14 protein-coding genes are annotated in these 13880 nt (G+C 71.7%); 6 read left to right on the top strand and 8 right to left on the bottom strand.

Going from position 1 to position 13880, the window contains the following annotated elements:
• Positions 1–226: 226 nt before the first annotated feature.
• Both N864_RS00740 and N864_RS00735 read right to left on the bottom strand, forming a co-directional pair.
• The gene (locus tag N864_RS00740) at positions 227–1411 is read right to left on the bottom strand and encodes a Fic family protein (RefSeq protein WP_034712224.1); all 1185 of its coding nucleotides are present in this window, start codon (positions 1409–1411) and stop codon (positions 227–229) included.
• Between the two features lie 100 nt (positions 1412–1511).
• Positions 1512–2096 carry a hemerythrin domain-containing protein gene (locus tag N864_RS00735; RefSeq protein WP_034712221.1) on the bottom strand — a complete coding sequence of 195 codons (585 nt, stop codon included), beginning with the start codon at positions 2094–2096 and terminating at the stop codon, positions 1512–1514.
• Between the two features lie 94 nt (positions 2097–2190).
• Here N864_RS00735 and N864_RS00730 point away from each other — a divergent pair, with 94 nt between their 5' ends.
• The 3 genes from N864_RS00730 to N864_RS00720 all read left to right on the top strand — a co-directional run bounded on the left by N864_RS00730 (position 2191) and on the right by N864_RS00720 (position 5408).
• The gene (locus tag N864_RS00730; protein ID WP_034712218.1) at positions 2191–3345 is read left to right on the top strand and encodes a methyltransferase domain-containing protein; all 1155 of its coding nucleotides are present in this window, start codon (positions 2191–2193) and stop codon (positions 3343–3345) included.
• A complete protein-coding gene (locus N864_RS00725; protein WP_034712215.1) occupies positions 3342–4478 on the top strand; it encodes a DUF2332 domain-containing protein in 1137 nt (378 codons plus the stop codon). Before N864_RS00730 ends, N864_RS00725 begins: the two co-directional genes overlap by 4 nt.
• A gap of 90 nt (positions 4479–4568) precedes the next feature.
• A complete protein-coding gene (locus tag N864_RS00720; RefSeq protein ID WP_034712211.1) occupies positions 4569–5408 on the top strand; it encodes an aldo/keto reductase in 840 nt (279 codons plus the stop codon).
• Between the two features lie 13 nt (positions 5409–5421).
• Here the strand turns inward: N864_RS00720 and N864_RS00715 are convergent, their stop codons facing one another.
• Both N864_RS00715 and N864_RS00710 read right to left on the bottom strand, forming a co-directional pair.
• Positions 5422–6042, bottom strand: a complete 621-nt coding sequence (locus tag N864_RS00715) for an L-threonylcarbamoyladenylate synthase (protein WP_034712208.1) — start codon at positions 6040–6042, stop codon at positions 5422–5424.
• A gap of 49 nt (positions 6043–6091) precedes the next feature.
• Positions 6092–6475 (bottom strand): DUF2695 domain-containing protein, encoded by a 384-nt coding sequence (locus tag N864_RS00710; protein WP_051518007.1) that lies wholly within the window; start codon positions 6473–6475, stop codon positions 6092–6094.
• A gap of 142 nt (positions 6476–6617) precedes the next feature.
• Here N864_RS00710 and lhgO point away from each other — a divergent pair, with 142 nt between their 5' ends.
• Positions 6618–7820 (top strand): L-2-hydroxyglutarate oxidase, encoded by a 1203-nt coding sequence (lhgO, locus tag N864_RS00705; RefSeq protein WP_034712205.1) that lies wholly within the window; start codon positions 6618–6620, stop codon positions 7818–7820.
• Positions 7821–7968: 148 nt separating this feature from the next.
• Here lhgO and N864_RS00700 read toward each other — a convergent pair whose 3' ends face one another.
• On the bottom strand, positions 7969–8586 hold the full coding sequence (locus N864_RS00700) for an FMN reductase (protein ID WP_034712203.1): 618 nt from the start codon (positions 8584–8586) through the stop codon (positions 7969–7971).
• Complete coding sequence (locus tag N864_RS00695) at positions 8583–9764, bottom strand: LLM class flavin-dependent oxidoreductase (RefSeq protein WP_034712201.1); 1182 nt, start codon at positions 9762–9764, stop codon at positions 8583–8585. The genes N864_RS00700 and N864_RS00695 overlap by 4 nt, the downstream gene beginning before the upstream one ends.
• 149 nt (positions 9765–9913) lie before the next feature.
• On the opposite strand from N864_RS00695, the gene N864_RS00690 reads away from it, so the two are divergent.
• Positions 9914–10675, top strand: a complete 762-nt coding sequence (locus N864_RS00690; RefSeq protein ID WP_034712199.1) for a TrmH family RNA methyltransferase — start codon at positions 9914–9916, stop codon at positions 10673–10675.
• 4 nt (positions 10676–10679) lie between these two features.
• Here the strand turns inward: N864_RS00690 and N864_RS00685 are convergent, their stop codons facing one another.
• On the bottom strand, positions 10680–11552 hold the full coding sequence (locus N864_RS00685) for a PhzF family phenazine biosynthesis protein (protein WP_034712197.1): 873 nt from the start codon (positions 11550–11552) through the stop codon (positions 10680–10682).
• Positions 11553–11595: 43 nt separating this feature from the next.
• On the opposite strand from N864_RS00685, the gene N864_RS00680 reads away from it, so the two are divergent.
• On the top strand, positions 11596–12225 hold the full coding sequence (locus tag N864_RS00680; RefSeq protein WP_155892751.1) for a histidine phosphatase family protein: 630 nt from the start codon (positions 11596–11598) through the stop codon (positions 12223–12225).
• Between the two features lie 66 nt (positions 12226–12291).
• Here the strand turns inward: N864_RS00680 and N864_RS00675 are convergent, their stop codons facing one another.
• A complete protein-coding gene (locus N864_RS00675; RefSeq protein ID WP_034712193.1) occupies positions 12292–13779 on the bottom strand; it encodes a glutamate-cysteine ligase family protein in 1488 nt (495 codons plus the stop codon).
• Positions 13780–13880: the final 101 nt, after the last annotated feature.

Below are 13880 nucleotides of genomic sequence, written 5' to 3'. Positions count from 1 at the left end.
GTTGTGAGTGGGCTCAGTGTTGTCGGTTCGCTCGGCGTTGTGAGTGGGCTCGGTGCTCATGCTGCGCCTCGTACCCACCCGCACCGATGGAGCACCCTTCATAACGCCGATAATCGACATTATGTCAGATCAGCCGTCCGGACCACCCCTCCCGGAAGCGACGATGACTGCCTCGTCGACGACCTGCCCCGAGGGCGGCGGCGATTGCACGCGTCGCCGTGGTGCCCTATCCGCCTCGCCGGCCGAGCGCCACGGCGTAGCCGTCGAGCGCCTCGAGGATCTCGGGCGCCCGGTAGACCCGGCCGCGCCGCCGGCCCGTGGACTCGATGAGGATGTCCGCCTCGACCAGGCCTCGCAGGGCGGCCTGCGCGGTCGGCGCCGAGACGTCGCACAGGTCCATCACCACCCGGGCCGTCAGCACCGGTTGGCGGACGAGCAGGTCGGCCACCCGCAGAACCGTCGCGTCCGAGCGCACCCGGAGCCGGGTCTCCCAGTCCTCCCGCACCGCGCGGAGCTGGCCGACGAGGTGCGCACCAACGACCACTCCAGCTCGCGCGGCGCTGGCAACGCTGCGCAGGATCGGCTCGACGTCGCCCTGCCGATACGCGGTCAGGGCGGCGAAGTAGTCATCCCGGGACGCCAGCAGACCGGCCGAGATCGGCACGGTGACGTGCCGTACCGCCCCGGTGCTGAGGAGGATCGCGTGCAGCAGGGCGCGACCGGTCCTGCCGTTCCCGTCGGTGAACGGATGGATCGTCTCGAACTGCGCATGCGCGAGCGCGGCCAGCGCGAGGGGCGGCAGGTCGTCCCGGTCCATGAAGGAGACGAGGTCGGTCATCAACCCGGGCACCTCCGTGGCGAGCGGCGGCACGAACGCGGCCCCCTCAGGGTGGTGCGACGCTCCCCCGATCCAGACCGGTTCGGACCGCCAGGCGCCGGCCCGGTGGCCGAGGTCGTCACGCAAGAGCGCGGCGTGCATGGCGAGGATCGCCTTGTCGTCCAAGGAGCCGGCGAGGTCGATGGCGGCACGCATCGCCCGGACGTTGCCGAGGATCGTCGCCGCGTTGGCTCGGTCGCCCTCCCCGACCTCCGCCTCCGCGAGGGCACGTGCCGAGGACGTGAGGTTCTCGATCTGGGAGCTCGCCGCGCTCTCCGAACGCAGGAGCACGGCCACGAACGGCGCGACCTCTCCCCCGGCACCCGCATCGAACGCGGACAGGCTGCGTTGCGCATCGTCGATGTCCGCAGCGACATCGCCCGGCAGGGAGACCTGCACCTCAGCGATCCGCGGCACGACCGCCACGGCGTAGCTGCTCGGCAGGGAGCGCTGCTGCCGTCTGGACGGGGCGATGAGGCCCTCCAGCCGCGACGTCCACGGGCGCTCCACGTGCCGCACGCTCGGCCAACCCATGCCGCACCTCTCTTCTAAGTTAAGGCTCATTATATAGCCTTAACTTAGCCGGGTCCTGTCACGCCAGCTGGCGCGATGCCGGCAGTGCGCGTCGGTACGGTCAGCCGCGTCCGGAACCCGACAGGGCGTCCTTGACGTGGTCGACGATGGACGCGAAGGGACCGACCACCCACTGCGCCGTCGGGGAGCCCGCGGCCGACGGATGCGGGTGAGTCGGCGCGATCTTCTCGGCCATCTTGACCGCCTTGCCCATGTCACGGCGCTTGTCGGCGTCGCATGCCGACAGGATCGCCGGGAACTCCAGCGTCTCCTCCTGCTCCGCGTGCGTCGAGACCGCCTGCTCGAAGCTGGCCAGCAGGTTGTCGAACTCGACCGAGCCGCAGTCCATGCCCTCGAGCCGGGCCAGCACGACGTTGGCTTCCTTCTCCTCGGCGTTGCGGTCGTCCGCGACGCTGTGGCCGGCCACGTCCTTGGAGACCGGCCGTAGCACCATCTCCTCGGCCGTCTCGTGCACCGCGAGCAGCGCCCGCAGCTCGTCGAACGCCTGTTGCTTGTGCTGCCCCTGCGCCGACTTCACGTCGGCGAAGAGCTCCCGGATCCGCGCGTGCTGCTCGAGCAGCACCCGGATGACGTCTCCCTCCGGTAGCTGCGCGGCCTTCGCGCGGTCCTTGGCGGCATCGCCCATGATCGTTCCTCCTCGCTCGGTGGGACGGCGTGCCAGTGGCGCGTACCCGTCCCGGCGGGGACGTAACTGGCCCAAGGACCTACCCTTGGGCGCGATGCAGTGCACCTACTTCGACTCCGCGCGGTGCCGCTCGTGCACCCTGATGGGCCAGCCGTATGCCGCTCAGCTGGCGGCCAAGCAGGAACGCTGCCGTCACGCTCTGGCACCGGCCGTCGCGCCGACCGCGTGGCTGCCACCGGTCACGAGTGCCGAGTCGCAGTTCCGCAACAAGGCCAAGCTCGTCGTCGCCGGGCAGCGCGGGGCGGTGACCCTCGGCATCCTCGACGGATCCGGTGCCGGCGTCGACCTGCGCGAGTGTGGTCTCTACGAGCCGGGGCTCGGCGAGGCGCTGCCCCTGCTGGCCGGGTTCATCGACGGGATCGGGCTCGAGCCCTACGACGTGGCGAGCCGACGCGGCGAGCTGAAGCACCTCATCGTCACCCACTCCCCCGACGACGAGCTGATGGTCCGCTTCGTCGCACGGTCCCGCAAGCACGAGACGCTCCTGGGCAAGCACCTGCCGACGTTGCAGCACGAGCTTCCTTCTGTCGCAGTCGTTTCGATGAACATCCAGCCGGAGCACAAGGCGGTCCTCGAGGGCGAGCTCGAGATCGTCCTCACCGAGCGCGCCGACCTGCCCATGCGGGTCAACGACCTCACCCTCCGGCTCCAGCCGAACAGCTTCTTCCAGACCAACACGCCGGTGGCGGCGGCTCTCTACCGACAGGCGCAGTCGTGGACCGGCCAGATCTCGCCGGAGAGCGTGTGGGACCTCTACTGCGGGGTCGGCGGCTTCGCCCTGCACTGCGTGACAGCCGGCTCCCCGCCGCCTCGGGAGGTGCTCGGCGTGGAGGTGGCCCCGGGCGCCATCGACAGCGCCCGCGTCGCTGCTGCGGCGCTCTCCCGGTCTGGGCTCGTCGACGGTGGCCTGAGATTCGAGGTCGGCGACGCGACGGGACTCGTGCGCCGAGGTGTGCCCGCCCCCGACGCGGTGGTGGTCAACCCGCCCCGGCGTGGCATCGGCGCCGACCTGGCTGGCTGGCTCGACGGCGCGGGGGTCCGCCACGTCGTCTACTCGAGCTGCAACGTCGACTCCCTGGCGGCGGACCTCGCCGCGATGCCACGGCTGCGACCCGTGGCGGCGCGGCTGTTCGACATGTTCCCGCAGACGACCCACCACGAGGTCATGGTCCTGCTCGAGCGGTCATGAGCGAAGCCGCCTCCGGAACCACCGCGCTCGAGCAGGTGCAGCGCCATTTCGCCCGGTTCGCGCAGGGCCATGCGCACCTGCGGCTCTACCACGCCATCTGCCGTGGGCTCGCCGACGACCCCGACGCCGCGTCGCTGCTGCTCGCGGCCCAACCGGGCCAGGCCCGCCCCGTTCTCCTGCTCGCCGCCCTGCACGACCTCGTGCTGCGCCGGCCGGAACTGCCGGCCGCACGGTGGTACAGCAGCGTCGTGGGCCGGGATGCGGTGGCGACGGGCGACCCCTGGCCCGAGGTCCGGGCGACGATCCTCGATCACGCTGACGAGCTGCGCCGCACCATCGCCACGCACCGCACACAGACGAACGAGGTGAACCGCGCCGTGTATGTCGCGGCGGCGGTGTCGCTCGCGGCACGGGACCTCCCCGACACCCCCGTCGTCCTCGTCGAGCTCGGGGCCAGCGCTGGGCTGCTCCTCGAGGTCGACCGCTACCGCGTGGAGCTGCGCCGGCAAGGCGTCGCGCTCGTCGTCGGTGACCCGGACTCCGCGGTCACCTGCCACGGCGAGGATCGCTCCCCCACCCCCCTGGCCTCGCTCGCCCTGCCACCGGTCGCGGCCCGGGTCGGTCTCGACGTCGCGCCCATCGACACCGCCGACGCGGACGCCATCAGGTGGCTCGAGGCGTGCATCTGGCCCGACGTGCCCCGACGCATCGAGCGCTTCCGCGCCGCCATGATCCTTCTGCGGACCGACCCGCCCCGGCTGCAGCGCGGTGACATGGTCGAGGACCTGGAGGGCACGGTCGAGGCCACCCTGCAGGACCTGACCTCGACGGAGGGACGGGACCTGCACCTGGTGGTCTTCAGCTCGTGGGCGCTGACCTACGTGGAGCGCGCCCGCCGCGGCTTCGTGGCCGAGGTGCTGGCCCGGTGCGCCCGCGCGGTGCCCGCCGTCAGCTGGGTCACCGCGGAGCCGGCCGGCTGCGTACCGGGCCTGCCCCTGCCAGAGGGACTCCCGGTCGACGATGACACCACCGTGCTCGGCGCCCGACGCTGGCGAGGTGGTCGGGAGCTGGCCGCAGAGGCCTGGGGCACCTGCCACCCGCACGGCGAGTGGCTTGCCGTCACCGGCCCCTGACCGACACGGGCAGGGGCGCCCCCTACCGCGGGCAGCCGGCTGGGGGGCCGCCTCGGAGCGGAAACCGGCCCAGCGGCATACGGTGAGCCGATGACGACCCTGCCCACTGTCCCCCTCAACGACACGACCCGCCTGCCCATCGTCGGCTTCGGCACCTACCCGATGAAGGGTGAGCAGGCCGTCGCAGCCGTCGGGTCAGCGCTCGAGCTCGGCTACCGGCTGCTCGACACCGCCGTGAACTACGGCAACGAGGAGGAGGTCGGCGAGGCGGTGCGGCGGGCCGCCGTGCGCCGCGAGGAGGTGCGCGTCCAGACGAAGCTTCCCGGGCGGCACCACGCCTACGACCTCGCGCTCGGTTCGCTTCGTGACTCGGCTCGCCGGCTCGGCGTGGAGCAGCTCGACGTCGCCCTGGTCCACTGGCCCAACCCGAGGCAGGGCCGCTACGTCGATGCCTGGCGCGCGCTCGTTCGCGCGCAGCAGGACGGGCTGGTGCGCACGGTCGGGGTCAGCAACTTCACCGAGGAGCACCTGTCGAACATCATCGACGCCACGGGCGTGGTGCCAGCGGTCAACCAGATCGAGCTGCACCCCTGGTTCCCGCAGGAGCAGCTGCGGCAGGTGCACAACCGGCTGGGCATCCGCACGCAGGCGTGGAGCCCGCTCGGCAAGCGGCGCGCCCCGTTCGACGAGCCGGCGGTGGCGGACGCGGCTCGGGAGCACGGGGTGTCGCCGGCTCAGGTCATCCTGCGGTGGCACGTCCAACTCGGCTCCCTCCCCCTGCCGAAGTCGGCGACGCGCGAGCGGCAACGGACGAACCTCGAGGTCCTCGGCTTCGAGCTGACGGATGAGCAGATGAGGGCGATCACCGCCCTCGGGCGGCCCGACGGTCGGCTCTTCGGCGGGGACCCTGACACCCACGAGGAGATATGAGGTCGCGAGACCCTCACTCGAAGGGGCTCGGGTCGCCGGCTCCGACCCGGACCACGTCCGGGTAGCCCTCGCTGAAGTCGATGACCGTCGTCGGCTCGAGGCCGCACTCGCCCGAGTCGATGACGGCGTCGACGCTGTGGTCGAGCTCCTCCTTGATGGTCCAGCCATCGGTCAGCGGGTCGTCCATGCCCGGCAGCAGCAGGGTGCTCGAGAGGATGGGCTCCCCCATCTCCCGGAGCAGCTCGCGGACCACGGGGTGCTCCGGGATCCGGACGCCGACCGTCTTCTTCTTGGGGTGCAGCAGCCGCCGCGGGACCTCCCGAGTCGCCGGGAGGATGAACGTGTAGGGACCGGGTGTGGCCGCCTTCACCGCGCGGAAGACGGCGTTGTCGAGGTGGACGAACTGCCCGAGCTGAGCGAAGTCGGCACAGACGAGGGTGAAGTGGTGCTTGTCGTCGAGATGTCGGATGCGGGTGATCCGCTCCTTGCCCTCCGCGTTGTCGAGCGAGCAGCCGAGCGCGAAGCAGGAGTCGGTCGGGTAGGCGATGAGGCCACCGTCACGCAGGATCTGCACGGCCTGCCGGATGGCCCGGGGCTGCGGATCGACCGGGTGGACATCGAAGTACCTCGCCATGGCCACACCCTGCCACGAGGTGCAGCCGGCCGCACATGGCCCTCAGGCGTCACATGGCCAGCTCACTCGGCGAGACCCAGTGGGCGCACGGCTGGGTCGAGTTCGGTCGCACCCCTTCGCACGGCGGCGCCTCGAGCGGGGGGACCAGCTGCCCGTCCGGTGTCCACTCCCACAGTCCCGGACTCAGCTGCCACACGGCGTCGACGAGGGTGCAGTCGCAGCACGCCCCCTGCGTCACGAGACGGCGGACGAGCGCGGTCGCCCGCTTGGCCCGGTGCACCCGGAACTGCTCGACCCAGCCCATCGCGCCCGTGCAGCCCTCGGTGGCCACCATCCGCCCGACGAAGCACGGGAGGCACTCACCCGGCGCCGGGAGCACCTCCTCGAGCGAGCCGATCGGCCGGCCGGTCAGCAGGTGGATGACATTCGACATTGCGGACTCCCTTCGATGGCTCCACGGTGCTCCGCTTCCAGCGCCCCCGCAGCGTCCGTGTCGGCGGCTGTGGACAACCGCGCCTCGGACGAGAGGATGTGGACCGGACCCGGCTGAGCCGCGAACCGGCTACCGTGAGCGCGTGGGGGCCCAGCGCGTCGTGGTCGTGGGCGCCGGCATCGTCGGTGCCGCCATCGCGCGCGCCCTCGTCATGGGCGGGTCCGAGGTGAGCGTGACGGTCCTGGAGAAGGAGCCGTCACCGGGCCTGCACCAGACGTCCCGCAACAGCGGCGTCGTCCACGCCGGCCTCTACTACCAGCCCGGCTCGGACAAGGCGCGTCTCTCACGGGAGGGAGTCCGTCGCCTCCGCGAGTACTGCCGGGCTCGAGGACTGCCCTACCAGGAGGTCGGCAAGGTCCTCGTCGCCCTCGACGCCGGGGACGAGGCCCGGCTGACCCGGATCCACGAACGCGCGGTCGCCAACGGCGTGCCGGGTGTGCGATGGCTGGGGGCAGCCGAGCTGACCGAGATCGAGCCGCACGTGCACGGTCGTGCCGGCCTGCACTCCCCCACCACGGCGATCGTCGACTTCGGGCGCATCGCCGCCGCGTTCCTCCAGGACGCGTGCGACCACGGCGCCGGGGTCCGGACCGGCTTCGAGGTCTCGACGATCTCGGCAGGCTCCCCCACCCGGGTGACGGCCACCTCCGGCGAGACGGTCGCGGCGGACCTGCTCGTGATCGCGGCCGGCCTGCACACCGACCGGCTCGCCGGCCTGGCCGGTGATTCGCCGTTCCCGCGGATCGTGCCGTTCCGGGGCGAGTTCCATGAGCTCGTCCCCGGCGCCCGACACCTCGTCCGGGGCCTCATCTATCCCGTGCCCGACCCGCGCTACCCCTTCCTCGGGGTGCACCTGACGAAGCGGGTCGACGGCACGGTGCTGCTCGGCCCGAACGCCGTGCTCGCGCTGTCCCGGGAGGGCTACCTCCGCCGTGACCTCGAGGCGCGCGAGGTGCGTGAGCTGCTCGCGTTCAAGGGCTTCCGCACCTTCGCGAGGGCCAACGCGGTCACGGGGGCGCGCGAGATGTGGGGCTCGCTGAACCGACGAGCGTTCATCGCGGCGGCCCGCCGCTATGTGCCCGAGATCAAGCCGTCCGACGTCGTCCGTGCCCCGGCCGGGGTGCGCGCCCAGGCCATGGACGCGGACGGCAGCCTCGTAGACGACTTCCGCTTCAGCCGGGTCGGCAACGTCTTCTCGGTGCGCAACGCGCCCTCGCCCGCCGCGACCGCGTCGCTGGCCATCGCCGACCTCGTCCTGGACCAGCTCGGCCTCGACACGTCCTGACCCTGCGTCCACCGCTCCGAGCCGTGCCGCCCGGCCCTGCCCCTGACACGCGAACGGACCGCTCGTGGTCGAACGGGTCGGTGTACCGGCTCGTTCGACCCCGAACGGTCCGTTCAGGGTGGGGGTTCAACCCGAGGGGTGTGGCAGGTCAGGCGGCGCCGGTGACGTCGGCGAGCAGCGCCTCGAACGGCGTGACGTTCTCGAACGGGTCGACCTGCTTGGGCGCGGGCGCCCCGGTCAGCAGGCGCGCGAAGGCGCCCCCGGCGCGTTCGATGCGCTCGCCGAGCCGTCCCGCCTCGGTGCTGCCCCAGTCCTCCGACGCCGCGAAGACCGCGACCGGTGACACGAGCGCGCCGAGGTAGGCGAAGAGCGGCCGGAGGGCGTGGTCGATGGCGAGCGAGTGCCGGGCCGTGCCGCCGGTCGCGCCGAGCAGGACGGGCTTGTCCCGCAGGGAGTCCTTGGGCAGCACGTCGATGAGCATCTTGAACAGGCCGCTGTAGGACGCGGTGTAGATCGGGCTCGAGACGATGAGCGCGTCGGCCTCGGCAACCAGGTCGAGCCGCTCCTGCAGCTCGGGAGAGGCGAAGCCGGTCAGGACGTGGTTCGTCACGTCGTGGGCGATGTCGCGCACGTCGATGACGTCGACCGAGGCTGCGCTGGGGCCGCCCAGTGCCCGGACGGTCGCCTCGGCGAGCCGGTCCGCGAGCAGCCGGGTCGACGACGGCTCGGTGATGCCGGCCGTGATGACGGCGATGCGGGTGGTCATCGGAGGCTCCCCTCTGGGGTCGTGGCGCGGGCGGCGCGGGACTCCTCCGGTGAGGCGCCCGTGACGTCGTCGGCGTCGGTGTAGACAGTCGCGTCGCGTGATCCGCCGGCGGCGGCGACGAGCGACTGGTGCGTCGGTGCGTCCGGCACACGGGCCGGCTTCAGTGCGGCGAACTCCTTGCGCAGCACTGGGACGACCTCGGAGCCGAGGATGTCGAGCTGCTCGAGGACGGTCTTGAGCGGCAGGCCCGCGTGGTCCATCAGCCAGAGCTGACGCTGGTAGTCCCCGACGTACTCGCGGTAGCCGAGGGTCGCCTCGATGACCTGCTGGGGGCTGCCGACGAGCAGCGGCGTCTGGCGCATGAACTCCTCGAGCGACGGCCCGTGGCCGTAGACCGGAGCCTTGTCGAAGTAGGGCCGGAACTCGCGGATCGCGTCCTGGCTGTTGGGCCGGATGAACGCCTGGCCGCCGAGGCCGACGATCGCCTGGTCGGCGCTGCCGTGCCCGTAGTGCTCGAACCGGCGCCGGTACAGCGCCACCATCTGCCGGGTGTGGCTGGCCGGCCAGAAGATGTGGTTCGAGAAGAACCCGTCGCCGTAGTAGGCGGCCTGCTCGGCGATCTCCGGGCTGCGGATCGAGCCGTGCCACACGAAGGGCGGCACGCCGTCGAGCGGGCGCGGCGTCGAGGTGAAGCCCTGCAGCGGGGTGCGGAAGCGGCCCTGCCAGTCGACGTTGTCCTCACGCCACAGCCGGTGCAGGAGCGCATAGTTCTCGATGGCCAGTGGGATGCCCTCGCGAATGTCCTTGCCGAACCAGGGATAGACCGGGCCGGTGTTGCCGCGCCCCATCATCAGGTCCACCCGGCCGTCGGCCAGATGCTGCAGGTAGGCGTAGTCCTCCGCCAGCCGCACCGGGTCGTTCGTCGTGATGAGCGTCGTCGACGTGGACAGGATGAGCCGCTTCGTCACCGCCGCGAGGTGTGCGAGCAGCACGGGCGGGTTGCCCGGCGCGGCGAACGGCGGGTTGTGGTGCTCCCCCGTCGCAAAGACGTCGAGCCCGACCTCCTCCGCCTTCTGGGCGATGGCGACCGTGGCCTTGATCCGCTCCTGCTCGGTCGGGGTGTGTCCCGTCGTGGGGTCCGTGGTGACGTCCCCGACGGTGAAGATGCCGAACTGCATGTCGTGTCCCAAGTCTCTAGATTGTTGACGATTCAACTTATCAAACGCGGACCCTCCCTGTCGCATTCCCGTCCTCACGAGGAGCACCCGTATGCCGCTGAGCCGGCTCAGCGGCATACCGCTTCCTCCCGCTGTGCCATCCTGACGCCGTGAGCGTCGACATCTCCCCCAAGGACCGCTTCATCACGGTCTACGGACGCAACCCCGTGCACGAGGTGCTCCTCGACGACGGGCTCCACGTCGACAAGGTCGTGATCGCCGAGACCTCCCGGGGCGCCGCGATCCGGGAGATCGAGCAGGCCGCGCGGCGCCGCGGCGTGCCCGTCCAGCGAGCGTCCGCGGAGCGGGTCAAGAAGCTCGCTGGCAACGGCCGGCAGGACCAAGGGGTGTTTGCCGACGTCGTCGCACCGCGGATGCGGCCGCTCGCCCAGGCGCTCGCCGACGGCGGCCTCGATACGGTGCTCGTCCTCGACGGGATCACGACGCCGGCCAACGTCGGGATGATCCTCCGGTCCGCCACGGCCGCCGGAGTCGACGGCATCGTCGTGCCCAGGCGCGGGGTCGCCTCCCTCGACCCCCTCGTCGTCAAGGCCTCCGCCGGGGTCGCCTTCAAGGCTCCGATCCTCAAGGCGTTCACCGCCGAGGAAGCCGTTGCCCTGCTGCATGAGGACGGGTTCCACGTCGTCGGCCTCGACGCCGCCGGCGACACCAACCTTTTCGAGGCCGAGCTGCCCGACCGGGTCGCCTTCGTCCTCGGCAGCGAGACGGCGGGCCCCGGCGAGCAGGTGCGTTCGCTCGTCGACCGCTGGGTGTCGATCCCCATGTCGGGTGGGGTCGAGTCGCTCAACGTGTCCGCAGCGGCCGCCGTCGTGTGCTTCGAGCTGGCCCGGCGCACCCGAACCGGCCGCTGACGGCTCAGGCCCGGACGGTGCCGGCGCCGACCTCGACGACCCGGCCGGCGACAAAGATCCGTCCGTCGGCGTCGATGGACAGGTGCAGCCGGGACGGCCGGTGCACGGCAGTGCCCTGGGCCACCGTGATCTCGACGTCCCGGTGTCCCCGGGAGACGAGCCAGCCGCCCAGGTTGGCGCACGCCGAGCCGGTCGCGGGGTCCTCGTCGACCGAGCTGCCGCTGACCGCGAAGAGCCGCACCTCGACGCTCCGCTCCCCCGTCCAGGCCCACACGTAGACCTGCGGCGAGCCGGTCTCGGACGTCGCGTAGCGCGCGAGGAGGGGCACGTCGGGGACGGCGGCGCGGACCGCGTCGGCGTCGGCGAGACGGACGAGGAGCTGCTCGACACCGGTCGTGACCCACTGGGAGTCGCCCGCGCACACCGCGTCGGTGGGCAGCCCGAGCGCGGACGCCAACTCGGCCGGCGTCGCCTCCGCGTCCCGCACCTCGGGTGCGTGCGCCCGGAGCCGCCAGCCGTCGCGGGTCCGCTCGACCGGGAAGTCACCGGCGGGCAGGCGCAGGGTCACCGCGTCCGGCCGTCGCCCTGCCTCACCCAGCAGATCGGCGACCACATGGGCCGTCCCCAGCGTCGGGTGGCCCGCGAAGGGCATCTCGTAGCCCGGCGGGAAGATCCGCACGTCGGCCGCAGCAGGTCCGGTCGGGTCAGGGTCGATCCGCGTGACGAAGGTCGTCTCGCTGAGGTTGAACTGACGGGCCCACCCCATCATCTCGCCACCGTCGAGTGTGGCCGCATCCTCAAAGACGCACAGCGGGTTGCCCGAGAAGGGCTGGTCCTTGATGGCGAAGACGTTGAGCAGGCGATACCGCAGGTCCATGACCGGAAGTCTGCCGCACCCGGGGTCTAGATTGAGCCGCATGGTGCCTCCACCCGACGGTGTCGTCCCGGGCAACCTCTACCTCTTCCGGCATGGCGAGACGGAGTGGTCGCTGACCGGGCAGCACACCGGCACGACCGACCTCCCGCTCCTGCCCCAGGGCGAGCAGGCGGCCCGGGAGCTCGGCGACATCCTCCGGGGCCACGCGTTCGAGCTCGTGCTCGTCTCGCCACTCCAGCGAGCCAGGCGCACCGCCGAGCTCGCGGGACTCGGCGACTTCGAGGTGGAGCCGCTGCTGCGCGAATGGGACTACGGGGCCTACGAGGGCATCACCACGGCGGACATCAGCGCCCGGCTCGGCCACCGCTGGGAGCTGTTCGAGGACGGGGTCGTCCCCGGCGCAACCCCCGGGGAGACCCTGCACGACGTCGCGCGGCGGTGCCAGCAGGTGATCGACAGGGCCTGGCCGGCGCTGGAGCGCGGCGACGTCGCGCTGTTCGGGCACGGCCACGCCCTGCGGGTCCTGGCGGCGACCTACCTGCAGGTGGACCCCGGCTTCGGTGCCCAGCTCGTCATGGACGCCGGCTCGATGAGCGTCCTGACGCACCATCGGGCGACCCGGTGCATCGGCGCGTTCAACATCTCGCCGTGGCGGCTCTTCCGTCAGGGCTGACTCGGGCAGGGCCGACTCCGGCAGTGTTGACGTCTGCGCCGGTGCGGCCGAGCGCGGCCGAGCCGTTCAGCCGCGGGGCAGGTCCCACGTGTGGACCGGCTCGTTGGCGTTCATCCCCTCCATGTAGGCGCGGAGCATCTCGCGGAGCGCCTCGTCCCGGGGCAGCCCTCGCGCCTCGAGCCGCGCCACGCAGTCGGTCTGCCACGAAGCACCGTTGACGCCCTTGATGCACCGCTGCTCGATCACGCCGAGGAACCGGTCGCGCACGGCCTGGGACACGCCCCACCGGCTCAGTCCCTCGTGGGCCATGGGCAGGAGGCGGCGCAGCACGAGCTCGGTCGCCGGGACGTCACCGAGCCGCGGCCAGTAGGTGCGGGCGTCGATCCCGAGGCGCGCGCCCTCCTCAAAGTTCTCCTCTGCTGCGGAGAAGCTCATCTGCGTCCAGACCGGCCGGTCGTCCTCGGCGAGCACCCGGACCGTGCCGTAGTAGAACGCGGCGTTGGCCAGCACGTCCACGATGCTCGGCCCGGCGGGCAGGGTGCGGTTCTCGACGCGCAGGTGCGGCAGTCCGCGGACGATGTCGTAGATCGGCCGGTTCCAGCGGTAGACGGTGCCGTTGTGCAGCCGCAGCTCCTTCAGCTCGGGCACCTCGCCCCGCTCGAAGACGGCCTCGGGCTCCTCCTCCGTCAGCTCGGGCAGGAGGGCCGGGAAGTAGCGCACGTTCTCCTCGAACAGGTCGAAGATCGAGGTGATCCAGCGCTCCCCGAACCAGACCCGTGGCCGCACCCCCTGGGCCTTGAGCTCGACCGAGCGGGTGTCGGTCGCCTGGGTGAACAGCGGGATGCGCGTCTCCGCCCAGAGCCGCTGTCCCAGGAAGAACGGCGAGTTCGCGCCCAGCGCGAGCTGCGGTCCGGCGATGACCTGGGCGGCGTTCCAGTGGTCGGCGAACCGCTCGGGCTGCACCTGCAGGTGCAGCTGGATGGAGGTGCAGGCCGACTCCGGGGCCAACGAGTCGGAGTAGCGGGCGATCCGCTCGCCGGTGGGCCCCTCCATGTTGAGCCACACGTCCTCGCCGCGTGCCTCGAGCACCGCGTTGTTGAGCGCCGAGTAGCGGATGTTCTCGCTGATCCAGTCACCCGCGAAGTGGTCAGGCATCACCGTCGGCAGGATGCCGATGGCGACGATGCCGACTCCCAGCTGGGCGGCCCGCTCGGCCGCCCGGTTGAGCGAGGCCCGCAGGTCCGACTCGAGCTCGAGGGCGGCGTCGCCGGGCAGCGGCCGGGGCGGCACGTTGAGCTCGATGTTGTAGCGGGCCAGCTCGGTCTGGTAGGCCGGGTCGGCGATCTGCTCGAGCACCTTCTTGTTGTCCAGCTTCGGCCCGAGGTCATCGGCCACGAGGTTGAGCTCGATCTCGAGCCCGGTCATCGGCCGGTCGAACTCGAACTGGCTGTGGCTGAGCATTCGCTCGAACACGTCGAGGTCGCGCCGGACCTTCTCCCGGTAGCGCTGCCGCTGCTCCCGGGTGTACTTGGCCTGCTCCACCTCCGCGCCCACGTCCAGAGACAACCACAAAGTGCGGCCTGGCGCGAGATGCGCCGCACCGGCCGGTCCCGGAGGTGCCGCCCAGGCCGTGACGTCCTCGAGCACCTCCGGGA

It is taken from the genome of Intrasporangium chromatireducens Q5-1 (assembly GCF_000576575.1).
Taxonomy (GTDB): domain Bacteria; phylum Actinomycetota; class Actinomycetes; order Actinomycetales; family Dermatophilaceae; genus Intrasporangium_A; species Intrasporangium_A chromatireducens.
Note: the sequence above shows the minus strand (reverse complement) of the source record. Positions and strands in the feature narration are given on the sequence as shown.

Excerpts from the sequence above, each read along its gene's own strand:
- N864_RS00740 (WP_034712224.1), bottom strand. The coding sequence starts at position 1,411 with ATGGGTTGGCCGAGCGTGCGGCACGTGGAGCGCCCGTGGACGTCGCGG.
- N864_RS00735 (WP_034712221.1), bottom strand. The coding sequence starts at position 2,096 with ATGGGCGATGCCGCCAAGGACCGCGCGAAGGCCGCGCAGCTACCGGAG.
- N864_RS00730 (WP_034712218.1), top strand. The coding sequence starts at position 2,191 with ATGCAGTGCACCTACTTCGACTCCGCGCGGTGCCGCTCGTGCACCCTG.
- N864_RS00725 (WP_034712215.1), top strand. The coding sequence starts at position 3,342 with ATGAGCGAAGCCGCCTCCGGAACCACCGCGCTCGAGCAGGTGCAGCGC.
- N864_RS00720 (WP_034712211.1), top strand. The coding sequence starts at position 4,569 with ATGACGACCCTGCCCACTGTCCCCCTCAACGACACGACCCGCCTGCCC.
- N864_RS00715 (WP_034712208.1), bottom strand. The coding sequence starts at position 6,042 with ATGGCGAGGTACTTCGATGTCCACCCGGTCGATCCGCAGCCCCGGGCC.
- N864_RS00710 (WP_051518007.1), bottom strand. The coding sequence starts at position 6,475 with ATGTCGAATGTCATCCACCTGCTGACCGGCCGGCCGATCGGCTCGCTC.
- N864_RS00700 (WP_034712203.1), bottom strand. The coding sequence starts at position 8,586 with ATGACCACCCGCATCGCCGTCATCACGGCCGGCATCACCGAGCCGTCG.
- N864_RS00695 (WP_034712201.1), bottom strand. The coding sequence starts at position 9,764 with ATGCAGTTCGGCATCTTCACCGTCGGGGACGTCACCACGGACCCCACG.
- N864_RS00685 (WP_034712197.1), bottom strand. The coding sequence starts at position 11,552 with ATGGACCTGCGGTATCGCCTGCTCAACGTCTTCGCCATCAAGGACCAG.